The following is a 22,673-nucleotide window of genomic DNA, read 5'->3' as shown; positions in this document are numbered from 1 at the left end:
CTCCCAGTGGCGTGAACGACGCCTTCCAACGGGATCTCGCCATCGGGCGGGTACGTTGCCGTTCATGCACACCGTCGCCGTCCTCGCGCTGGACAAGGTGATCCCGTTCGACCTCTCGACACCGATCGAGGTCTTCACCAGGACCCGGCTCGCCGACGGAAGCGCGGGCTACCGGGTGGTCGTCTGCGCGGAACACCCGGAAGTCGACGCCGGGCACTTCACCCTGCGCGCGCCGCGGGGGCTGGACGCGCTGCGCGAGGCGGGCACGATCATCGTCCCCGGCACCGCCGATCCGGCCCGGCCGTTGCCGGAATCCGTCCACGACGCGCTGACCGCGGCCGTCGCGAGGGGCACGCGGATCGCCTCGATCTGTTCCGGCACCTTCGTTCTCGCCGCCGCGGGCCTGCTCGACGGCCTTCGCGCCACCACTCACTGGGTCGCCGCCGACGCACTGGCCGCGGCGTACCCGGAGGTCGATGTCGACCCGGACGTGCTCTATGTCGACAACGGGCAGATCCTGACGTCCGCGGGCGCCGCCGCGGGCCTGGATCTGTGCCTGCACCTGATCCGGCGGGACCACGGCTCCGCGATCGCGGCCGACGCCGCCCGCCTCTCGGTCATGGCGCTCGAACGTGAGGGCGGCCAGGCGCAGTTCATCGCGTTGCGGCATCCACCCGCTCCCCGCGGCGCGACGCTGGAGCCGACTCTGCTGTGGATGCAGGAAAATCTCGGGCGCGAGCTCACATTGGCCGACATCGCCATGCACGCCGGGATGAGCACGCGCACGCTGATCCGGCATTTCCGGGAGCAGACCGGGACGACGCCGTTGCAATGGCTGCACCGGACCCGGGTCCGGCAGGCACAGCATCTGCTGGAGACCACCCAGCACGCCGTCGAGCGGATCGGATCCGAAGTCGGTTTCGGTTCGCCCACCTCGTTCCGCGACCGGTTCAAACGCACGACCGGCGTCAGCCCAGGTACCTATCGACGCGCTTTCCGTTAAGCGGCCAGCGACACGACGGTGTCCGAAGCCCGTGCCCGGGCCTGGTCGGCGAACCGCCTCCGCGCGACGACGACTCTGAGCCATCGTTCCGAACGCTCGGCGTCCAGATCGGAGGTGGCACGGGCGAGCACCTCGGCGGCGTGCGCGGCGGAATCGATCTCCGCGGCGGCGCCGAGGTAGTCCCCCGCCTCGATCAGCTTGTAGGCGTGACGCATCTCGGTCTGCGCGGTCGAGTAGATGGCGTAGGCGGCGAGGTTGTTCGCCAGCGGGCCCAGTGAATGCGACATCGGATTCTCCGTTCCTTCTCTTACCGACACGTCGAACGGGCCCTCGCCGGTTCGACACGGCGGCGGATATTTTCCCGGGGTTGCGCGAAGTGGCCGCCGCACGACAGCCTGAAACGCATGCCAGCTCGAGCGGCGTCGTTCCGCAGCGTCTTCGCGGTCGCCGGATTCCGCCGGATCTGGCTCGCGCATCTGCTCTCGGTCGCCGGTGACCAGCTGGCCAGGGTCGCGCTCACGGTGCTGGTGTTCGACCGGACGTCTTCGGCGGGCTGGGCTTCGGCGGCGTACGCGCTGACCTTCGTGCCCGACCTCCTCGGCGGCGCGCTGGGCGGCGTCGCGGACCGGTTCTCGCGACGCACCGTGATGGTGGTGACCGACGTCGGCCGCGCGGTCCTGATCGCGCTCATGGCGGTGCCCGGCCTCCCACTCCCCGCCGCCGCCGCGCTGCTGTTCCTCGTTCAGCTCATGGCCGGGCCGTTCCACGCGGCCCGCCAGGCGATGCTGCCGGATCTGCTCGACCCGGACCGGCTGGTCGTCGGCCAGGCCGTCATCTCGTCCACGTACCAGGCCGGGCTCGTGGTGGGCTTCGGCGCGGGCGCCGCCGTCGTCACCGGCCTCGGCGTACCCGGGGCGCTGCTGATCGACGCGGGAACGTTCGCGCTGTCGGCGCTGATGCTGCGCTTCGGGCTCGAACGCTTCCCGCCCTCGGCGCCCGCCCACCACGAACGCCCGTCCCTGATCGCGGGCTGCCGCCTGGTGGCGCGCGACCGCAAGCTGCGCTGGCTGCTGCTCATCGCCTGCTGCTGCGGCTTCTACGTCGTGCCCGAGGGCCTCGCCGTCCCGGTCGCCGCCGAACTGGGCGGCGCGGGCGCACTGCCGTGGCTGCTGGCCGCGAACCCGGTCGGTTCGGTGCTCGGCGGGCTCCTGCTGAGCCGGATCCCGCGCGAACGGCAGATCCGGGTGCTGGGCGCGCTGACGGTGGCGAGCAGCCTGGTGCTGATCCCGACCGGCTGGGCCCCCGGCCTGGTCACGATCGTCGTGCTGTGGACGATCTCGGGCGTGTTCTCCGCGCACGACATGATCACGCAGACGCAGTACAGCCTCGCCGCACCGCCCGCCCATCGCGGGCAGGTGATCGGGGTCGCGATCGCGGCGTTGCGGGCGGCTCAGGCGGTGGGGATCGCGGCGGCCGGGCTGCTGGCCCAGGTCGTCGCGCCGACCACCGTGGTCACCGTCGCGGCGGGCGCGGGTGTGGTGGTGGCCGGGATCGCCGGAGCCGGCTGGTCACGTGCGGTGTCGTCCCGCCGCGGCCCGGAGGAATCCGAAGATCCCCTGAGTCCGGCCGGCGGGACGACACCCGTTGGCGAGCACGGTTCCTGACACATCACGTCCAGTTGTTGTCACGACGGGTCGTCCAGTTGTTGTCACGCACTACGTTCACCTCCCTTCGCGAAAGCCGCGCGTTCGTGGGCGACATCACTCACGTCCAGTTGTTGTCACGCCGAGTGGTCCAGTTGTTGTCCCGCATGCCGTTCACCTCCCTCGAAATAGCGATCCATCCGGCAAAACATTCACCAGTTGTTGTCCTGCATCGGTGCACCTCCCACCATTTGGTTGGGCTGTCCGGGCGAATTCGGCGCCGTGTGTCTTATCGTCCGGACAACGACGGTCGTCGCCGTCCCGGTTCGATTACGGTGTAGATCACCGACGGAAGAGGGTGCGTGGACGGACGACTCGGCGGCGCGCGGCGGCGGCTCAGGGCCTGGCACCTGTGGAGCCTGCCGCGACCTGTGCGTTCCTACGTCCTGGTCGTGAATCTCATCGCGGTCCTCTCGACCGCCGCCACGGCCCGGCTGGTCCCGGTGACCGGTACCGACCTGGTCCGGTTCGGCGTCTTGACCCTGTGCGCGGCCATCGCGATCGAGGGCACCCGGCAGATCGAACGCCAACGTGAGTACGACAGAGCCCCGTCGGTCGCCTACGTCGACACCAAGGCGGTCTGGAGCGTCGCCGCCGTCATCGCGCTGCCTCCGGTGCTCGCCGCCGCGATGGTCGTGGTGACCTACACGATCGCATGGCTGCGGATCTGGCCACACCAACGGCCGGTCCTCCCCCATCGGTGGATCTTTTCCGCCGCGACGGTGCTCTGCGGCACGCAGGCCGCCGTCGTCGTCCTCAGTCTCGGCATGCGCCACTACCCCGGCTCGCCCGACTCCGGGCTGCTCGCCGGGCTGGGCGACCTCGCCGTCATCATCGTGGCCGCGGCCTTGCGCTGGGCCATCAACACCGTGCTGGTGATGGTCGCGATCGCGCTCTCGTCGCCGCCGAAGTCGATCGGCGAACTGTTCTCCGGGTTCGGCGACCAGATCCTCGAGGCGGGCGCGCTCGGCCTCGGCCTCGTGACGGCCGTCGTCCTCGTGCAGGCCAACCCGCTGGTGCTGGTCGGGGTCGTCATCGCGCTGGTCGCCCTGCACCGCGGACTCCTGCTGACGCAGTACCGGCGCGACGCGCACACCGACGCCACCACCGGTCTCGTCACGAAACGCCGCTGGCGTCAGCTGGCCGAAGAACAGCTGGGCCGCACGCGCGCCGGCCGCAAACTCGGCGTGCTGTTCCTCGACCTCGACAATTTCAAGACGATCAACGACACCTACGGCCACCCCAACGGCGACCTCGTCCTGCGCGCGGTAGGCGACGCGCTGCTCGCCGAAATCCGCGAACAGGACATCTGCGGGCGGTGGGGCGGCGAGGAGTTCGCGATCGTCATCCCGGACATCCACGGCGAGGAGACGCTGCGCCAGGTGGCCGAACGGATCCGGCACCAGGTGGCGGTGGTCTCGGTCGCGCTGCCCGATCGCGACACCGTGCTGACCGACCTGACGGTGTCGATCGGCGGGGCGCTGTACCCGGCGGCCAACATCACCAGCGTCGACGACCTCCTCGTCGCCACCGACACCGCGCTCTACCGCGCGAAGCAGGGTGGCCGCAACAGGGTCGAACTGGCACCGCCCGCGCAGTAGGATTCGCCGCGTCCGGGGAGGCGCGATGGAGCGATTCGCTCGAGGTCCGGTCGGTCTGGTGGTCGCGATCCAGGTCTTGGTGCTGACGTTGCTGTCGGGGCGCTACGGCTTCCATCGGGACGAGCTGTACTTCCTCGCCGCGGGGAAACGGCTCGCCTGGGGTTATGTCGATCAGCCACCCCTGACCCCCTTGCTCGCGAGGCTCTCCACCGACGTCTTCGGCGCCACGCCCGCCGGACTGCGCGTGGCCGCGACGGTGTGCGCCGCCGCGACGGTGGTCCTGCTAACGCTGGTCGCCCGCGAATTCGGCGGTGGCCGCGGCGCCCAGGTCCTCACCGCCGCGATGACCGCGCTGGCGGCGTTCGTCGTGGTCGACGGGCACATGCTGTCGACGGCCACCGTCGACCTGCTGATCTGGAGCGCGCTGGGCCTGGTGGTCCTGCGCCTGCTCCGCACCGGGGACGGACGGTGGTGGCTCGCTGTCGGCGCCGTCGTCGGTATCGGGCTGGAGGGCAAATGGCTCGTCCTCCTGATGGTCGCGTCGATCGGCCTGGCGGTCCTCGCCGTCGGCCCCCGGACGGTGTTCCGCAGCGGCTGGCTCGCCGCCGGGATCCTGCTCGCGCTCGTCCTGGCCGCACCGGGCCTGATCTGGCAGGCGGCGCACGATTTCCCTTTGCTGACCGTGGCTTCCGGTATCAGTGACGAGGACGGCGCGGAGAACCGGATCCTGTTCGTGCCGATGCAGCTGCTCTATCTTTCGCCCGTGGTCGTACCGGTCTGGGTCGCCGGCGCGCTTCGGTTGTGGCGCGATCCGGACCTCCGCTGGGCTCGCTCCCTGACGCCGGCTTATCTGGTGTTGTGCGTGATTTTGCTGGTGCTGGGCGGAAAACCGTACTACTCGGCGCCGTTTCTGTTGCTGCTCGCGGCCGCCGGGGCCGAGCCTTGTCTGCGATCACTGGATCGCGTCTCGCGTCGCGTTGGGGCGGCGGTAATGGCCGTGCTGGGCGCCGCGGTCTCGCTCGTCGTCGGGCTGCCTCTGCTTCCGGTGTCCGTGCTGGCGCCGATCCTGGTGGTGAACAAGGAACAAGGCGAGCAGTCGGGCTGGCCTGAGCTGGCTTCCACGGTCACCCGGGTCTGGGAACAGATCCCGCCGGAGCAGCGCTCGACCGCGGTGATCTTCACGCGGAACTACGGGCAGGCGGGAGCTTTGGAACACTACGGGCTGCCGTCGGTGTACTCGGGCCATATGTCCTATGCGGACTGGGGGCCTCCTCCTTCCGACGCCGTCGGTCCCGTGGTCGTCGTGGGGCCGTATCTTCCGGATTGGTTCACCGGATGCCGCGAGGCGGCCGTGCACGACAACGGTCTCGGAGTGGAGAACGACGAGCAGGGAGTGCGGATTTCCTTGTGTACGGGGACTTCGCGGCCTTGGTCCGCGCTGTGGGGCGAGTTGCGGCATTACTACTGAGCCGGCCGCTGCCTTGGAGTCCGGAAACTGTCGGTGGTCGGTTGTACGTTCTGCGTTGTGGACACTCTCAACGCCACTGTGGCGCTACTCAAGGAAATCACCGAGTCCGATGCTTTGAAGGAGGTCAATGCTTCGCTGGATTCGTTGGGGGACAACGATGCCGTCGCCGCGGCGGTCGCGGCGTCGGAAGGGATCGCGCGGTTGGAGGCGGTGCGGTTCCGTGCTCTGTCGCAGCTGAGCCGTCATCGTGACGGTGCTGTCAGTGTGGTGCAGGAGGTGGCGTTGGCTCTGTCCGTTGTGGACGGTCACGCGGCCGGGCTGGTGTCGACCGCTCAGGCGTTGACCACCCGCCTGCCCCGCACACTCGGGCTGTTGGACCGCGGGCAGGTGGGTGGGTTCGGGGCGATGAAAGTCGCCACAGCCACCGCCTGGCTCTCCGACGACGACGCCCGTGCGGTGGACGCGGTGCTGGAGGACCGGCTATCGGGTAGGAACGCCGATCAGATCCGGAAAGCGGCGAACCATGCGGCGATGATGGCCGACCGTGACGGCGCCGCCCGACGCGCGGAACGGCACCGCGCCGGACGTCGGTTGTCGCTGCGGCAAGGCGAGACAGGGGTGGCGTCGATCGAGGTCGAAGACGGTCCGGTGGAGAAGGTCGCCGCCGCCTACACGCGGATCGACCGTGAAGCACGCGCCCTGAAGACCGGCGGCGAGGCTCGGACCCTGGACCAGTTGCGTGCCGACGTCGCGTTGGATCTTTTGCTGGGTGGTCAGGGTGGGAAGAGCGAACGGTGTGAAGTGTTCCTGTACATGGACCTGCACACCTATCTCGGATTGAACGACGATCCGGCCGAGTTGGCCGGGCACGGGCACATTCCGGCTCCGTTGGTCCGGCACATCGCATCCGGGCCGAACACGGTGTTGCGGCGGATCATCACCGACCCGTTGTCGGGGCAGGTTCTCGACCTGGGCCGCGACCGGTATCGACCCACGGCGGGGTTGGACGAGTTCGTGCGGGTCCGGGACCGTGAGTGCCGAAGACCCGGCTGCCACCGTGTGGCGCAGGCGTGCGATCTCGACCATGCGCTGCCCTGGCAGCACGGCGGCCATACCGCCGACACCGAGCTGGTCGACCTCTGCCGCCGTGACCACCGGTTGAAAGATGAACCCGGCTGGAACTACCGGCTTGCTTCCGATGGGACTCTCACGATCACCGCGCCTACGGGGCAGGCCTACGACAGCACACCACCGCCACTGCACGAACCCCGAGCGGACGAACCACCACCGTTCTGAGCCGTCGCCAGAAAACGGCAACAGCCGCGCGGTGTTGCGCCTCGGAGGAACGCCGCTGTTCTGGCTTCGTTGCCGAAATACGGCCACGGCTCGCTTGAAGAGCGCCGTCACTCCGCGAACCGGCCGCCGCCTGGGGAATCCCCACCATGCTCAGGATCGCCTGAGCCGCCCATGACGACGCAGCTTCTCGACAGGCTCTGGCCGTCGCCGAAAAACGACCACACGGCGCTTCTCCCCTACCCGAAAACCCTCCGATCTCCATCGTCGAAAAACAGCAACCCCCGCTGGGCGCTCACCCACCAGGCCGACACCGTCACGCACTACTGCCCGGCCGGCCGTCGCCAAAAAGCGACCACAGCTCGATCGAGGACCGCCACCACACCGCCGCCTCTCCACGAGCCACCCCAAAAGTGCCAGCCAATCGCCACGACAGCAATCAACTTCGACCCCACCCCACCGTCGCCGAAAACGACCACGCTCCCGCGGCGTCACCAACCCGACCGCCGCCTCGCCTCTACCCGAGAACCCTTCGATCTCCATTGCCGAAAAACGGCAACCCCGCTGGGCGCCCACCACCAGACCGACACCACCACGGGCAGCCGTCATCGAACAACGGCCGCGTCTCGATCGAGGACCGACGCCGACCCAACTCCCACCGTCGCCGAAAAACGACAAAGCCCCGCCAACCTCCACCCAAGGCCCCGCCGAGCCAACCAACCCGTCCCGAAAGTGCCCAGCCAATCGCCACGACAACCACCAACCCCGGCCAAACGCCCGTAGCCGAAAACCGGCCACAATCACCCAACCGCCAAGACCCACCACAACAACGAGCCGCCCGCCAGCACCTCGCCGAAAACCGGCCACACCCCCACAGCAGCCGCGACAACCGCCCACCCACCCGATGAAACCGGCGTGAACACCCGGTGACACCTCGCGAACCCGGCTACCAAGCCGAGCCGCCAGTTGTCCACTTCATGACGTCTTCCGGCCCCTCCGCTAGGTGTTCCAGGCCACTTTTTGGCGGGTTCCTACAATCCCCGGCCCTCGGCATGCGCCACCGGCGACATTCTCGTACCGGCCGGTAAGCGGCAGGCTGTTAGACAGGTACAGAAGACTGTCCCGCGCGTGATCCGGCGGGACAGTGTCGCGCGCTTGGGAGGCTCAGTCGGTGTTCAGTCGTGTCGCCATCGTCAACCGCGGAGAAGCCGCGATGCGGCTCATCCATGCCGTCCGCGAGCTTTCGGCGGAGACCGGACGGCGGATCGAGACCGTCGCGCTCTTCACGGACGCGGACCGGTCGGCGACGTTCGTCCGGGAAGCCGACATCAGCTACAACCTCGGGCCCGCGTCGGCGCGTCCCTATCTCGACTTCGCCGTGCTGGAGCGGGCGTTGACCGAGACCGGGGCCGACGCGGCCTGGGTCGGTTGGGGGTTCGTCGCCGAGGATCCGGCCTTCGCCGAGCTGTGTGAGCGGCTGGGCGTCACCTTCATCGGGCCGAGCGCGGACGCGATGCGCAAGCTCGGCGACAAGATCGGCGCGAAGCTGATCGCCGAAGAGGTCGGTGTGCCCGTCGCGCCGTGGAGCCGCGGCGCCGTCGCGGATCTCGACGCCGCCATCAAGGCCGCCGCCGAGATCGGCTACCCGCTGATGCTCAAGGCGACCGCCGGCGGTGGCGGCCGCGGTATCCGCGTCATCACCTCCGCCGACGAGCTCGAAGACGCCTACGAGCGCACCAGTCTGGAGGCCGAGCGCGCCTTCGGCAGCGGCGTCGTCTTCCTGGAGCGCCTGGTCACCGGCGCCCGGCACGTCGAGGTCCAGGTCATCGCCGACGGCCAGGGCACCGCGTGGGCGCTCGGCGTCCGCGACTGTTCGGTGCAGCGCCGCAACCAGAAGATCATCGAGGAGTCCGCCTCCCCGGTGCTGAGCCCCGAGCAGGCCGACGAGCTCAAGCGGTCCGCCGAGCGGCTCGCGCTCGCGGTCGAGTACCGCGGCGCCGGAACGGTCGAGTTCCTCTACCACCCCGGCGACAAGCTGTTCGCGTTCCTCGAGGTCAACACCCGCCTGCAGGTCGAGCACCCGATCACCGAGCTGACCACCGGCATGGACCTGGTCAAGGCCCAGCTGCACGTCGCGGCCGGTGGCAAGCTCGAAGGTGTCCAGCCCGCCGAATTCGGTCACGCCGTCGAGGCGCGGCTCAACGCCGAGGACCCGGACCGCGACTTCGCCCCGTCGCCCGGCCGCATCGCGCGCCTGGACCTGCCCGCCGGCCCCGGTATCCGGGTCGACACCGGGGTCAGCGAAGGCGACACGATCCCCGCCGACTTCGACTCGATGATCGCGAAGATCATCGCCTACGGCCGCGACCGTGACGAGGCGCTCGGCCGGCTGCGCCGCGCGATGGCGCAGACCACGGTCATCATCGAGGGCGGCGCGACCAACAAGAGCTTCGTCCTGGACCTGCTCGACCAGCCCGAGGTGATCGACGGCAGCGCCGACACCGGCTGGATCGACCGCGTCCGCGGTGAGGGCAAGCTGGTCACCCACCGCCACTCGGCGATCGCACTCGCCGCCGCCGCGATCGAGGCCTACGAGGACGAGGAAGCCGTTGAACGCCAACGGCTTCTCTCCACCGCGCACGGTGGCCGCCCGCAGGTTCAGCACGAGAGCGGCCGTCCGCTCGACCTCAAACTGCGCGGCGCCGCGTACCGCGTGAGCGTCGCCAGGATCGGCCACCGCCGGTTCCGCGTCGGCGTCTCCGCGGGCGGCGACATCCACCCCGCCGACGTCGAGGTCGACCGGTTCGACGAGCACACCGGCCAGATCACCGTCAACGGCACCCGGTTCCGCCTGGTCACCGGCACCCACGGGCCGATCCACCTCATCGAGGTCGACGGCGTCACCCACCGCGTCAGCCGGGACGAGGGCGGCGTCGTCCGCTCCCCCGCGCCCGCGCTCGTCGTCGCGACCCCGCTGGAGGTCGGCGCCGAAGTCGAGGCGGGCGCGCCCGTGCTGGTGCTGGAAAGCATGAAGATGGAGACGGTGCTCCGCGCGCCCTTCCGCGCGAAACTGCGCGAGTGCGTCGTCTCGGTCGGCAGCCAGGTCGAGACCGGCGCTCCCCTGCTGCGGCTCGAACCGCTGGCGGACGAGGGCGAAGAGGTCGCCGAGGACACCGGCAGCGTCGAGATCGAGCTGCCCGCGGAGCCGGACGGCACGTCGGCGGCGCAGCGGATCGCGCGGGGACAACAGGATCTGCGCAGCCTCCTGCTCGGCTTCGACGTCGACCCCCACGACGAGCGCCGCACGCTCAGCGCGTACCTCGCCGCCCGCGACGAACTGGAGGGCAACGGTGACCGCCCGCTGGAGGGCGAGGTCGAGCTGCTGACCGTGTTCGCCGACCTGTCCGAGCTGATGCGCAACAAGCCGGCCCGCGAGGACGCCAAGGCGGACACCCGGGTGCACAGCTCCCGCGAGTTCTTCCACACCTACCTGCAGAGCCTCGACGTCGAGCGGGCCGGGCTGTCGGAGTCGTTCCAGAACAAGCTGAAGAAGGTGCTGGCGCACTACGGCATCCAGGACCTGGAGCGGACGCCGGAGCTGGAAGAGGCGGTCTTCCGCATCTTCCTCGCCCAGCAGCGGACCTCGTCCGACGTCGCGGTCGTCACCGCGCTGCTGCGGCAATGGCTCACCGAGCCGCAGCCGTTCGAGTCGATGCGCGAGCCGGCGGGCAAGGCGCTGGAGGCGCTCATCGCCGCCACCCAGCTCCGTTTCCCGGTAGTGGGCGACCTGGCGCGCAGCGTGGTGTTCCGCTGGTTCGCCCAGCCGCTGCTCCGCCGCACTCGCGCCGAGGTGTACAGCGAGGTCCGCAAACACCTGCGTCACCTCGACCTGCACCCGGATTCGCCGGACCGCGCCGAGCGGATCGCGAGCATGCTGGCCAGCGCGCAGCCGCTGGTCCGCCTGCTCGGCCAGCGGATCGGGCGCCCCGGCACCGATCACACCCCGCTGCTGGAAGTGCTGAGCCGCCGCTACTACGGCAACCGCGCGCTCACCGGCGTCGGCCAGGTCACCGTCGGTGGCTGCACCTTCGTCACCGGTGACTACGCCGACGCGAACGAGCGGTTCCACATGGCCACCACCGCCGTCGACCGCGCCGGGCTGCCCGGGGCGATCAAGGCGGTCGCCGCTCTCGCGGCCCAGCTGCCCGCCGACACCGACGTCGAGGCGGACCTGTACCTGACGTGGGACGACGAGTCGGCCGACGACGACGCGATGGCCGCGGGGCTGCGCGAGGTTCTCACGGCCGGGTCGTTGCCGAGCCGGATCCGGCGGATCACCACCACGGTCGCCGGGCACGGCGGCGCGGTGATGCACCACCACTTCACCTTCCGCCCGTCCTCGACCGGGTTCAGCGAAGAGCGGCTGATCCGCGGCCTGCACCCGCTGATCGCCCAGCGGATGCAGTTGCAGCGGCTGGCGAACTTCGACCTCACGCGACTGCCGTCGGGCGACGAGGACGTCTACCTGTTCAAGTGCGTCTCGCCGATGAACCCGTCGGATCAGCGGCTGGTCGCGCTCGCCCAGGTCCGTGACCTGACCCCGTTGCGGGACAACGACGGCAAGCTGCTGGCCCTGCCGGCGGTCGAGGGCACGCTGGCCGGCTGCCTCGACGCGATCCGCGAGGTGCAGGCGAAGCTTCCGCCGAAGAAGCGCTTCGACACCAACAGGATCATGCTGTATGTCTGGCCGACCAGTGAGCTCACCGGCGAGGAGCTGAACACGGTCGCGCAGCGTGTGCAGCCGTCGACCGCGGGCGCGGGCCTCGAAGAGGTCCAGTTCCTCGGCAGGCAGCGTGACCGCGCGACCGGCGAGGTCAAAGAGGTCGCCGTGCGGATCGGCTACGACGTCAGCGGCGGCGTGCAGATGTCGTTGTCCGAGCCCACGACCGAGCCGATCCTGCCGCTCGACGACTACCGCCAGAACGTCCTGCGCGCCCGTCGCCGCGACACGGTGTACCCGTACGAGCTGACCGAGATGCTCGGCTCGTTCACCGAGTACGACATGGACGACACGAACACGCTCGTTCCGGTCGACCGGAAGAAGGGCCGCAACAAGGCGGCGATCGTCGCCGGTGTGGTCACCACGCCGACCGAACGCCACCCGGAGGGCGTCAAGCGCGTCGTGCTGCTGGGCGATCCGACGAAGGCCCTTGGCGCGCTGTCGGAGCCGGAATGTTCGCGGGTGATCGCGGCGCTGGACCTCGCCGAGCGGCTGCGGGTTCCGCTGGAGTGGTACGCGCTTTCGGCGGGTGCCCGGATCTCGATGGAGTCCGGTACCGAGAACATGGACTGGGTCGCGGCCGCGCTCAAGCGGATCGTGCACTTCACCCAGGACGGCGGCGAGATCAACATCGTCGTCGCCGGGATCAACGTCGGCGCCCAGCCGTACTGGAACGCCGAAGCGACGATGCTCATGCACACCAAGGGAATCCTGGTGATGACGCCGGATTCCGCGATGGTGCTGACCGGTAAGCAGTCCCTCGACTTCTCCGGTGGCGTCTCGGCCGAGGACAACTTCGGCATCGGCGGCTACGACCGCGTCATGGGCCCGAACGGCCAGGCGCAGTACTGGGCACCGAACCTCGCCGCGGCGCGGGACGTGCTGATGTCGCACTACGACCACACCTACGTGGCGCCGGACGAGTCCGGCCCGCGCAAGGCGGTCACGAACGACCCGATCGACCGGGACATCTCGTCGTTCCCGCACGCGGCCGTCGACAGCGACTTCACCACGGTCGGCCAGATCTTCTCGCGGGAGGCCAACCCGGACCGCAAGAAGCCGTTCGACATCCGCACCGTGATGCGCGCGCTGTCGGATCAGGACCACCCGGTGCTGGAGCGCTGGCCGGGCATGGCCGACGCGGAGACCGCGGCCGTGCAGGACGTGCACCTCGGCGGGCGGCCGGTGTGCCTGCTCGGCATCGAGTCGCGTTCGGTGCCGCGCCGCGGCTTCCCGCCCACCGACGGCCCGGACACCTACACCGCGGGCACGCTGTTCCCGCGGTCGTCGAAGAAGGCGGCGCGGGCGATCAACGCGGCCAGCGGCAACCGGCCGCTGGTGGTGCTGGCGAACCTGTCCGGCTTCGACGGTTCGCCGGAGTCGATGCGGAAGCTGCAGCTGGAGTACGGCGCGGAGATCGGCCGGGCGATCGTCAACTTCGAGGGCCCGATCGTGTTCACCGTGATCTCGCGGTACCACGGCGGCGCGTTCGTGGTCTTCTCGAAGGCGCTGAACCCGAACATGACGGTGCTGGCGCTGGAAGGCTCGTTCGCCTCCGTGCTCGGCGGGGCGCCCGCCGCGGCGGTCGTGTTCGCCGGTGAGGTCAACGCGCGGACCGCGGCGGATCAGCGGGTGCGGTCGCTCACCGAGAAGCTCAGCGGGGCCGCCGGTGCCGAACGGGCCGCGCTGGCCGCGGAACTGGCCGAGGTCCAGTCGTCGGTGCGGGCCGAGAAGCTGGGCGCGGTCGCGGCCGAGTTCGACGGCGTGCACAGCATCGAGCGCGCGGTGAAGGTCGGTTCGGTGGACGCGATCATCAGCGCCGCCGAGATGCGGCCGCGCATCATCGAGGCGATCGAAGCGGGCCTGGCGAAGCAGTAGCGGCCACTCCCATAGTGAGCTGAAGGGGCCTTTCATCGCGAATTTCGCGATGAAAGGCCCCTTCAGCTCACGGGTCGGGCGGCAGGTCCCCGAAATCCTCGGGCACGATCTTGTCCAGCGCCGCCCGGAACTCCTCGACCTCCCGTTCCTGCGCGACCGGATCGGGCGGCACCGTCGGCAGTTCCGCGTCGGGCCCGGATCCCACGATCTCGACCCGCACCGAAGCGACTTCCAGTACCGCGTCCGCCACCTCGATCCCGACCCCGGCCCGCAAACCGATCGCGACCGCGTCACTCGGCCGGGCCGAGACGCGGATACCGGAATCGAGTACCAGGTCGGCGAAGAAGATGCCGTCCCGCAGCGCGGTGACCTGGACCCCGGTGACCCGGTGCCCGAACGACTCGACCACCTGGCCGATCAGTTCGATCGTGCCGGGCCGGGGCAGCCGGATCTGTTCCTGCGCGAGCGCCACCGCGCTCGCCTCGGGGCCGCCGATCGTGATCGCCAGCCAGCGGCGTTCGCCCTCCCGTTCCCGCAGCAGCATCACCGGTGCCGCTTCCGGAGCCAGGACTGCCATCCCCTCGACGTCCATCGAAATCATGCGCGGTACCTCATTCCCTCGGGTCAGGCGGTGTCGTCGTCCTTCAGTGCCTTGCTCGCCACCACTTCCGACGGGGCGGGCTGGTCGCGGCGCTGGAACGGGGTCGTATGCCCCTCGGCGCGCAGCCGAGCGACCATATGCGGGTAGTGGAGTTCGAACGCCGGGCGTTCCGAGCGGATCCTCGGCAGGTCGAAGAAGTTGTGCCGAGGCGGCGGGCAGGTCGTCGCCCATTCCAGGGAGTTCCCGTGTCCCCACGGGTCGTCGGCTTCGACGACCTCCCCGAACCGGTAGCTGCGGACGACGTTCCAGAGGAACGGCAGCACCGACGCGCCCAGCAGGAACGCGCCGATCGTGGAAATGGTGTGCAGCAGGGTGAAGCCGTCCGTACTCAGGTAATCGGCGTAGCGGCGCGGCATTCCTTGGTTACCGAGCCAGTGCTGGACGAGGAACGTCAGGTGGAACCCGATGAACGTGGTCCAGAAATGGAGCTTCGCGAGCCGCTCGTCGAGCATCCGCCCGGTCATCTTCGGGAACCAGAAGTAGATGCCGGCGAAGGTCGCGAACACGATGGTGCCGAACAGCACGTAGTGGAAGTGCGCCACCACGAAATAGGTGTCGTGGATGTGGAAGTCCAGCGGTGGCGCGGCGAGGATGATCCCGGTCAGCCCGCCGAGCAGGAACGTCACCATGAACCCGATCGACCACAGCATCGGCGACTCGAAGGTGAGCTGCCCCTTCCACATGGTGCCGATCCAGTTGAAGAACTTGATCCCGGTCGGCACCGCGATCAGGAAGGTCATGATGGAGAAGAACGGCAGCAGCACCGCACCGGTCGCGAACATGTGGTGTGCCCAGACGGCGAAGGACAACGCGGTGATCGCGATCGTCGCGAACACCATGAGTTTGTAGCCGAACAACGGTTTCCGGCTGAACACCGGGACGATCTCGGTGATGATGCCGAAATACGGCAACGCGACGATGTACACCTCGGGATGCCCGAAGAACCAGAACAGGTGCTGGAACAGGATCGCCCCGCCGTTGGCCGGATCGAACACGTGCGCGCCGAGCCGCCGGTCCGCCTCCAGCCCGAACAGAGCCGCGGTGAGGATCGGGAAGACCGCCAGGATCAGGATGGTGGTGAACAGGATGTTCCAGGTGAACAGCGGCAGCCGCCACATGGTCATCCCGGGCGCGCGCAGGCAGAGGATGGTGGTGACCATGTTGACCGCACCGAGGATCGTCCCGAGCCCGGAGACGATCAGGCCCATGATCACCAGATCGGCGCCGACGCCCGGGGTGTGCGCGCCGCTGGACAGCGGCGTGTACATCGTCCACCCGAAGTCGGGTGCGCCGCTCGGCGTCACGAACGAGCTGAGCACCATCAGCCCGCCGAAGAGGTAAAGCCAGTAGGAGAACGCGTTGAGCCTCGGGAAGGCGACGTCCGGGGACCCGATCTGCAGCGGCAGGATGTAGTTGGCGAAGGCGAAGAGATTCGGTGTCGCGTACAGCAGCAGCATGATGAGGCCGTGCATGGTGAACAGCTGGTTGTACTGCTCCTGCGACAGGAACTGCATCCCCGGCCTGGCCAGCTCACCGCGCATCAGCAGCGCCATGAAGCCGCCGGCCAGGAAGAACCCGAACGACGTGCACAGGTAGAGCAGACCGATCGTCTTGTGGTCGGTGGTGCGGACGACGCTGAGGAAGACACTCCCTTTGGGGGCACGGATCCTCCCGCCGAAGCGGACGGCCTCCGGTCGCGGAGAGGGCTTCACGGCGGTCATGGCGACTCCCAGCACGAGGACACACCTTCTGAAGGCTGGTACCCCTCCAGGAGAGTCCCTACACACGGGCTTTTCAAGGGCTAGGCGAGTAGAGACTCCAGGTGGTCCGCCGCCGTGGCGGCCCCGCCCGCCTCCCGGAACGAAGCGCCCACCTTTTCGGCGGCCGATCGGTACCCCGGATCGTCCAGCACCCTGGTCACCGCGGCCGCGATCCGGTCCGGTTTCACGCGGCCGAACCGCAGCCGGACACCGGCACCCGCGTCGACGACCTGTCCGGCGATGATCGGCTGGTCGTCCCGGATCGGGGCGACCACGAGCGGCACCCCGTGCCACAGGCTTTCGCAGACGGTGTTGTGCCCGCCGTGGCAGACGACGGCGTCCACGCGGGCCAGGAGCGCCATCTGGGGCACCTGTGGCACCACGAGCACCGTGTCCCCCACCGGCCCCACGGCACCGCCGGGATCGGCGATGACGGTCCGGATACCGTCGACCCCGGACAGTCCGCGGGCGGCCGCGCGGAGGAAGTCCCCGGCGGCGTCGGCGTTCGCGGTGCCGAGGGTGACGAACACCGTCGGCATCGCCGGATCGAGCCGGTCCCACGGGAAGCCGCCGGTGGGTGCGCGCCCGCCGATGGACGGCCCGACCAGCCGGACCCGGTCCGGCAGCGTGGCCGGGCCGAACAGTTCGCGGGTGGTGAACGCGAGCACGCCGTGCGGCGACATCCTGGGGTCGCTGGGACCGCCGTCGATCCGCGCGCGCAGGCCGTCGAGGAGGTCGTCGAGCCAGGCCGCCACCTTCGGCATCCCGGCCAGCGGGTCGACGAGTTCCGCGGACGTCGTCGCGGAGGTGACCCACGGCAGACCGAGCCCGTCGGCGACGAGCCCGCCCGCGATGGCCTGCTGGTCGGCGACCACCACCTGCGGACGGAACCGGCCGATCGCGGCGCGGACCCCGGGCGCCATCGCCTCGGCCAGCGGGATCAGGAACTCCTCCCACAGGAACCGGAACGCCGCCGGCCCCTTGAGGCCCGCGTCGCGTTCGGGCAGGTGGCGCGGGACGGCGCACGGGAACACGTCGGCACCGTCGCCCGCGAGCCGCCGGATGACCTCCGGCCGCCCCGCCCAGGCGACCTGGTGTCCGCGCGCGGTGAGGGCGGCCGCGACCCCGACGGCGGGGTTCACGTGCCCGGTCAGCGGCGGGGTGACGAAGAGGAATCTGCCCACTCAAGCCACCGTTTCGCGCGAGTGTTCGCGGATCCAGTCCAGGATCAGCGCCGACGTCTCCTCGGTGCGCTCGACGAGCACCGAATGTCCCTGGTCCGGCAGGACAACGGTGCGGCAGTAGTCCAGTTTCGCCTCCAGGTCCGGGACCTGCGCCGAAAGCCCGGACAAATCGCCGAACAGCGCGAACACCGGGCAGCGGATCGCCCCGAGGTCGTCGTCGATCGTCCGGCTCAGCGGGATGTCCTCCGCCAGCGTGGTGGCCGCGAGGATCTTGTACGCCGATTTCGACAGCCTGGCGGTGTGCGCGCCGTGGTTTTCGGCGATCCAGCCGATCACCTCGTCGTGCGCGAGCCGGTTCTTCGCGTCGGCGAGCCCTTCGGCCATGTGCCCTACCCACGCCCGTACCGGTGGCTCCGCTTCGATGGCGACGACACTGGCAACGCGTTCAGGACGCGAAGCCGCGAGACCGAAGGCCACGGAGCCGCCGAACGAGTTCCCGGCCACGTGCACCGGTTGGTCGATCCCAAGCTCGGTGAGCAGACCGTCGAGATCGGTGACGAACTCCTCCAGCCGGTAGCCGGTGGCGGGCCGCGTCGTGCGACCGTGCCCGCGAAGGTCGTACATGACGACGTCGATGGCTTGGGCGGCGAAGGCGGGCCCGAGCGTGAAGTAGTAGCTCGCCAGGCTGTCGGTGAGGAGGCCGTGGACGAACACCACGACCGGCGCCGCGCCATCCGACGGACCGAGCCGCTGGACATGGACGTCGAGGTCGCCGACCTTGACCTTCGCCATGCTCAGGCCTTCCCCGCCAGGGACGCGACCACGTGGTCGACGAGTTCGCCGACGGTCAGCGCGATGATCTCGTCCAGTTCGCGTTCCGCGATGAACTCGGCGAAGTTGACCTTGTCGCCGTAGTGGTCGCGCAGCCGCCCGGACAGCGTCACGAGGTCGATGCTTTCCAGTTCGAGGTCGTCGTGGAATTTCGTCTCCCGGCCGATCTCGGCGTCGTCCAGCCCGTATTCCTCGAGGAGTTCGCGCAGCATCGCGGTGATGTCGGCCAAGACGGCCCCGGCCGCCACGGTTTCAGTGGTCATTCTTCGTTCTCCGTCCAAGCCACGACGTAATCCTTCGCCGGTGTGGTGATCGTGGTGTGCCACACCGGATACCGGGTACCGCCCACCTCGACGGTGAGCCGCCCGTCGTCCGCGCCGACGACGGCGAAAGCGCGCGGGTCACCGCGCAAGCCGGTGCGGAGCCGTTTCGCGACGGCCTCCTTCGCGGCCCAGAATCTGGTGAACCACAACGCTTCCGGCGGGCCGAGGAGGGTTCTCTCCGCCTCGCCGAGAGCAGCGGCGACCGTGCTCTCCGGCCGGTCTTCCACCGCCTCGATGTCGATCCCGCAAGGACCTCGGCGGGCGATGGCGACGCCGAGCGCGTCCCGATGGGCGATCGAGACGGTGAGCTCCGGCAGCCTTCTTCCGTAGGCACCCGAAACGGTCGGCGCGCCCGAAGCGTCGTTCCCGACCCGGAGTTCGGCGGGGAAGATGTCGCCTTCACCGTCTGTCCACAAGAGACGCCGCACGGCGTCCTTCGCCGCGATGCGGCCGAGCAGCCAAGCCCGTTTCCGACGGGGAGCCTGGGCGGCGTACGCCTGTCTTTCCTCCCCCGCCAGCACGTTCCGCATGATCAGCTCGCGCGTGGCCAGATCGGGCCACTGCTCGCGGACCAGCGCCCAGCCGCCGTGGCGTTCTTCGGACAGCGTGGCGCGCTCGGGCCGCCGGTCCATCGCGCGGATCACCGGGTTGCTGTCGAACCGGCGATCGCGCCAGCCCTCGACCTCGGCCCAGACCCGGCCGCCGCGGATCAGCTGGACGTCCGCTTCGAGTTCCGCGTCGGTCACTGAAACTATGCGGACGACGCAGTCAAGCCGTTCTCCCGGAACGGGATGTTCGCCGTAGAACCTGATCCGCCGCATCCCCACCGGGAACACCGTGGTCCGGGCGGGCAGCCGGGACATGATCCAGTACCCGAGGAGCTGCCCGGCGTTGTCCAGCAGCGCCCCCGGCGCCTCCGGGGTCCGCAACACCCCGCGCACGTGGCGATCCCCCACCGCGACCAGTTCATCGACACCCTGGAACCTCGGCCCGTGGAACATCCAGCGATCGGTGTAGAGCTGCTCGGCGCGTAGGTCTGGCGTCCGTTCGCGTTCGGCCGGGAACGTCCACGGTCCGGGCGGGTCGGCGGGAAACCCGGCGTCCAGATCGATCACGGCCCTGGAGTAGTCGCCGAGGGAGACACCAGCCCGGGAAGAACCTTGCGGCACCACGGTCACCGGCACGTCGAGCGCGGGCGTCGCGGCGATCCACTGGTTCAGCCGGACGTCTTCCAGCCCGACCGCGCGTCTGCCCGGCGCGGCCTGTTCGGCGAAGTCCATCAGATGCCCGATCACCGTCGTGGCGGGCACGACCGGCCACGAGTCGGCGGGTTCCGCGCCGGGTGGCTGCTTGAAGAAGCAGTGGTCGAGCAGATACGGCATGGTCTCGACGGAAACGCGGAGCTCGGTGCGCAACGGCCGGATCCGGGGCGCCGGTCTGGCGGCGAACAGTTCCGCCGCCAGACCGGCGGTGTCGGCCAGCAACCCGGAGAACTCGGCTGCCAGCGGGTTCCGTTCCCCGATTCGGTCCAAAGTGGACGCCTTAACCGCCGGCGGGCGGAAGGCGCGCCGGACACCCTCGTCGAGCGACACCAGCGCGCCGCCGAGGTCGAGCCGGATCGTGCGGCCGCGTTTCGCACCGCCTTGGCCCGGCAGGAGTTCGAACGCCGGATCGGCGCCGTCGGCCCACAAGGCCGTCGCGGTCCGCAACAGTTGCGGAAGTCCGGGGCGGTGCGCGGAATGCGCGGCGACGACGAGATGTTCGCGGTCGTGCAGGGTGTTCCCGATCAGCGACCCGAGCTGCCCGGCGCCCGTCTGGACGAACGCGCGGAATCCGGCCGCGTACATGTTCTCGATGAGCGTGCGGAACCGCACCGGCTCCAGCAGATGCCGGACGAACAGTTCCCGCACTCCGGCATCCGCCGACGGGTAATGCTTTCCCGTCGTGGCCGACCAGACGGGAAGTTTCGCCGGATGCAGGGTGTAGCGCTCGGCGGCCTCGCGGATCGGGCCGAGGTACGGGGCGAGCATCGGGGTGTGGAAACCGGAGCGGAACGGCAGCACCTGGGAGATCACGCCATCCGCGCGGAATCCGCGGACGAAGCCGTCGACGGCCTCTTCGGGCCCGCAGATCATCGACTGGTTGGGCGCGTTGTCGTGGGAAAGGACCACTTCGGACTGTCCTTTGAGGACCTCGGTGACCGCGGACGCGGCCGCGCCGATCACCGCGAACGCCAGCCCCGGCACCTGGAGCGCGTCGGGATCGAAACCCGCCAGGAACGCGTCCACATCGGTGTCGGTGTGGATCCCGGCGACGGCCATGGCGGTCCACTCCCCCAGGCTGTGCCCGGCGAGCGCGTCCGGGGTCACGCGCAGAGCGCGCAACGCCGTGTCGAGCAGCCTGCCCAGCTGGAAGACACCCTTGCCGTGCCTGCCGACGTCGCCGACGGCGACGTCCGGCGATTCCCAGCGGACGCCGAAATGCCGGGCGATGTCGTCGGCGTGGGCCTCGAATTCGTTCTCCAGCCCCGGGAAGACGAACGCGAGCTTGCCCCCGCCCGCGCCGAGCAGCGGTTCCGGAACGAACCAGAGGTCGTTGCGGCCGCGCCAGGGTCTGCCCTTCGCGACCACTTTCCTGGCCAGGTTCAACCGTTTGGGCGTCGGGTCGACGAGGCCGAGCCGGACCCGGCCGCGGCCGGTGTCACCCGTGCTCAGGACGTCGTCGCGGTCGAGCAGGCAACCCATCTCGGCGACGGTCGGCGCCGAGAGCCGCAGGACCCGTTCGGGCTCGGAGACCTCGACGGACGGCCGGGTCGCGGCCTGCTCCAGGACCACGTGGGCGTTGATCCCGCCGAAGCCGAACGCGTTGACCCCAGCCCGCCGCACCGGCCGCCGGTCGTCGGTCTCCCAGACCTTCGCGGCGCCGAGCGTCTCGAACCGGGTCGCCGCCAGCGCCGGATGTGGGGTCTCGCAGTGCAGGGTCGGCGGGAGAACCCCGTGGTACACGGCCAAAGCCGCTTTGACGAGCCCGGCGACACCCGCCGCGGGCATGGTGTGCCCGATCATCGACTTGACCGAGCCGAGCACCGCCGTCGGCTCGTCCGCCCGCCCGAAGACCTCCGCGATCGTAGCGAGTTCGGCGGCGTCGCCCGCCGGGGTGGCGGTCCCGTGCGCTTCGAGCAGACCGATCGTGGCGGGCTCGATCCCCGCCGCGGTCCACGCCTGCCGCACCGCGCGGACCTGCCCGGCGGTGTCCGGAGTGGACAGTCCGGCGGTCCGGCCGTCACTGGCCACCCCGGTGCCGGTGACGACGGCGTAGACCCGGTCGCCGTCGCGTTCGGCGTCCGCGAGCCGCTTCAGCACGACGACCCCGGTGCCCTCGCCGATCAGCACCCCGTCCGCGTCCTGGTGGAACGGCCGGATCCGCTGGCTCCGCGACAACGCGCCGAGCTGGGAGAAGACGCTCCAGAACGTGACGTCGTGGCAGTGGTGCACGCCGCCGGCCAGCACGACGTCGCACCGCCCGGTCGCCAGTTCGCGGACGGCGTGGTCGACGGCGACGAGCGAGGAGGCGCAGGCGGCGTCCACCGTGTACGCGGGTCCGCGCAGGTCGAGCCGGTTCGCCAGCCGCGAGGCGGCGAGGTTGGGCACGAGCCCGATCGCGGCGTCGGGGGCTTCGGGGCCGAGCCGCTCGGTGAAGGCCCGCCGGAGTTCCTCCAGCCGCTCACCGCCGAGTTCGGGCATCAGTTCGCCGAGGGTGCGGACGACCTGGGTGACCGTGCGGACCCGCTGGTCGAGCCGGACCAGACCGGGCGTCAGATAGCCGCCGCGGCCGAGGATGACGCCGGCCCGCTGCCGGTCGGCGGGCAGCCGGTGCTCGCCGCCCGCGTCGGCGATGGCCTGCGCGGCCACCCGCAGCGCGATCAGCTGATCGGGTTCGGTACCGGGAACCGACGACGGCATCACGCCGAAGCCGGTGACGTCCACATCGGCCAGTTCACCGACGAATCCGCCGCGGTGGCAGTAGATCCGGTCCGCCCGTGGTTCCGCGTCGGGCTGGTAGAAACCCGGATCCCAGCGGTCGGCCGGGACCTCGGTGATCGCGTCGACGCCGTCGACGATGTTGCGCCAATAGGTCTCCAGATCGGGGGCGCCGGGGAACAGCACCGACATCCCGACGATCGCGATC

The 22,673-nt window shown here is 69.9% G+C and carries 13 protein-coding genes; 6 read left to right on the top strand and 7 right to left on the bottom strand.

Annotated features, from left to right (window positions below):
• Window positions 1-64: 64 nt before the first annotated feature.
• Window positions 65-1,003, top strand: coding sequence for a GlxA family transcriptional regulator (locus ACIRGA_RS33050; protein WP_400948625.1), 939 nt, complete (start codon window positions 65-67; stop codon window positions 1,001-1,003).
• Here ACIRGA_RS33050 and ACIRGA_RS33045 read toward each other — a convergent pair.
• Complete coding sequence (locus ACIRGA_RS33045) at window positions 1,000-1,290, bottom strand: hypothetical protein (protein ID WP_400948620.1); 291 nt, start codon at window positions 1,288-1,290, stop codon at window positions 1,000-1,002. The two genes, ACIRGA_RS33050 and ACIRGA_RS33045, sit on opposite strands and share 4 nt — an antisense overlap.
• Window positions 1,291-1,407: 117 nt before the next feature.
• On the opposite strand from ACIRGA_RS33045, the gene ACIRGA_RS33040 reads away from it, so the two are divergent.
• The 5 genes from ACIRGA_RS33040 to ACIRGA_RS33020 all read left to right on the top strand — a co-directional run bounded on the left by ACIRGA_RS33040 (window position 1,408) and on the right by ACIRGA_RS33020 (window position 13,726).
• Entirely contained in the window at window positions 1,408-2,667 is a 1,260-nt protein-coding gene (locus tag ACIRGA_RS33040) for an MFS transporter (protein ID WP_400948616.1), read from the top strand.
• A 341-nt stretch (window positions 2,668-3,008) separates the two neighbouring features.
• Complete coding sequence (locus ACIRGA_RS33035; RefSeq protein WP_400948612.1) at window positions 3,009-4,307, top strand: diguanylate cyclase; 1,299 nt, start codon at window positions 3,009-3,011, stop codon at window positions 4,305-4,307.
• A 25-nt stretch (window positions 4,308-4,332) separates the two neighbouring features.
• Window positions 4,333-5,775 carry a glycosyltransferase family 39 protein gene (locus tag ACIRGA_RS33030; protein ID WP_400948608.1) on the top strand — a complete coding sequence of 481 codons (1,443 nt, stop codon included), beginning with the start codon at window positions 4,333-4,335 and terminating at the stop codon, window positions 5,773-5,775.
• Between the two features lie 57 nt (window positions 5,776-5,832).
• Window positions 5,833-7,071: a DUF222 domain-containing protein gene (locus ACIRGA_RS33025; protein WP_400948604.1), complete on the top strand. Its 1,239-nt coding sequence runs from the start codon at window positions 5,833-5,835 to the stop codon at window positions 7,069-7,071.
• 1,168 nt (window positions 7,072-8,239) lie between these two features.
• Window positions 8,240-13,726 (top strand): carboxyl transferase domain-containing protein, encoded by a 5,487-nt coding sequence (locus ACIRGA_RS33020; RefSeq protein ID WP_400948601.1) that lies wholly within the window; start codon window positions 8,240-8,242, stop codon window positions 13,724-13,726.
• A gap of 67 nt (window positions 13,727-13,793) precedes the next feature.
• On the opposite strand, the gene ACIRGA_RS33015 is transcribed toward ACIRGA_RS33020, so the two are convergent.
• The 6 genes from ACIRGA_RS33015 to ACIRGA_RS32990 all read right to left on the bottom strand — a co-directional run bounded on the left by ACIRGA_RS33015 (window position 13,794) and on the right by ACIRGA_RS32990 (window position 22,657).
• Complete coding sequence (locus ACIRGA_RS33015) at window positions 13,794-14,327, bottom strand: bifunctional nuclease family protein (RefSeq protein WP_400948599.1); 534 nt, start codon at window positions 14,325-14,327, stop codon at window positions 13,794-13,796.
• A 23-nt stretch (window positions 14,328-14,350) separates the two neighbouring features.
• A complete protein-coding gene (ctaD, locus tag ACIRGA_RS33010; RefSeq protein WP_400948596.1) occupies window positions 14,351-16,108 on the bottom strand; it encodes a cytochrome c oxidase subunit I in 1,758 nt (585 codons plus the stop codon).
• Window positions 16,109-16,188: 80 nt separating this feature from the next.
• Window positions 16,189-17,331: a glycosyltransferase gene (locus ACIRGA_RS33005; RefSeq protein ID WP_400948593.1), complete on the bottom strand. Its 1,143-nt coding sequence runs from the start codon at window positions 17,329-17,331 to the stop codon at window positions 16,189-16,191.
• Entirely contained in the window at window positions 17,332-18,123 is a 792-nt protein-coding gene (locus tag ACIRGA_RS33000) for an alpha/beta fold hydrolase (protein WP_400948591.1), read from the bottom strand. It abuts the gene before it with no gap.
• A gap of 2 nt (window positions 18,124-18,125) precedes the next feature.
• A complete protein-coding gene (locus ACIRGA_RS32995) occupies window positions 18,126-18,425 on the bottom strand; it encodes an acyl carrier protein (protein WP_400948589.1) in 300 nt (99 codons plus the stop codon).
• Window positions 18,422-22,657 carry a beta-ketoacyl synthase N-terminal-like domain-containing protein gene (locus ACIRGA_RS32990; protein WP_400948672.1) on the bottom strand — a complete coding sequence of 1,412 codons (4,236 nt, stop codon included), beginning with the start codon at window positions 22,655-22,657 and terminating at the stop codon, window positions 18,422-18,424. Before ACIRGA_RS32990 ends, ACIRGA_RS32995 begins: the two co-directional genes overlap by 4 nt.
• Between the last annotated feature and the right edge of the window lie 16 nt (window positions 22,658-22,673).

This window comes from Amycolatopsis sp. NPDC102389 (assembly GCF_044765885.1).
GTDB lineage: Bacteria > Actinomycetota > Actinomycetes > Mycobacteriales > Pseudonocardiaceae > Amycolatopsis.
The sequence above is the reverse complement of the archived record's forward strand: the minus strand, read 5'-3'. Positions and strand labels throughout refer to the sequence as shown.

Bases quoted from the DNA above. Each gene is read 5' to 3' on its own strand.
- ACIRGA_RS33050 (WP_400948625.1), top strand. From the start codon at position 65: ATGCACACCGTCGCCGTCCTCGCGCTGGACAAGGTGATCCCGTTCGAC.
- ACIRGA_RS33045 (WP_400948620.1), bottom strand. From the start codon at position 1,290: ATGTCGCATTCACTGGGCCCGCTGGCGAACAACCTCGCCGCCTACGCC.
- ACIRGA_RS33040 (WP_400948616.1), top strand. From the start codon at position 1,408: ATGCCAGCTCGAGCGGCGTCGTTCCGCAGCGTCTTCGCGGTCGCCGGA.
- ACIRGA_RS33030 (WP_400948608.1), top strand. From the start codon at position 4,333: ATGGAGCGATTCGCTCGAGGTCCGGTCGGTCTGGTGGTCGCGATCCAG.
- ACIRGA_RS33015 (WP_400948599.1), bottom strand. From the start codon at position 14,327: ATGATTTCGATGGACGTCGAGGGGATGGCAGTCCTGGCTCCGGAAGCG.
- ctaD (WP_400948596.1), bottom strand. From the start codon at position 16,108: ATGACCGCCGTGAAGCCCTCTCCGCGACCGGAGGCCGTCCGCTTCGGC.
- ACIRGA_RS33000 (WP_400948591.1), bottom strand. From the start codon at position 18,123: ATGGCGAAGGTCAAGGTCGGCGACCTCGACGTCCATGTCCAGCGGCTC.
- ACIRGA_RS32995 (WP_400948589.1), bottom strand. From the start codon at position 18,425: ATGACCACTGAAACCGTGGCGGCCGGGGCCGTCTTGGCCGACATCACC.
- ACIRGA_RS32990 (WP_400948672.1), bottom strand. From the start codon at position 22,657: ATGTCGGTGCTGTTCCCCGGCGCCCCCGATCTGGAGACCTATTGGCGC.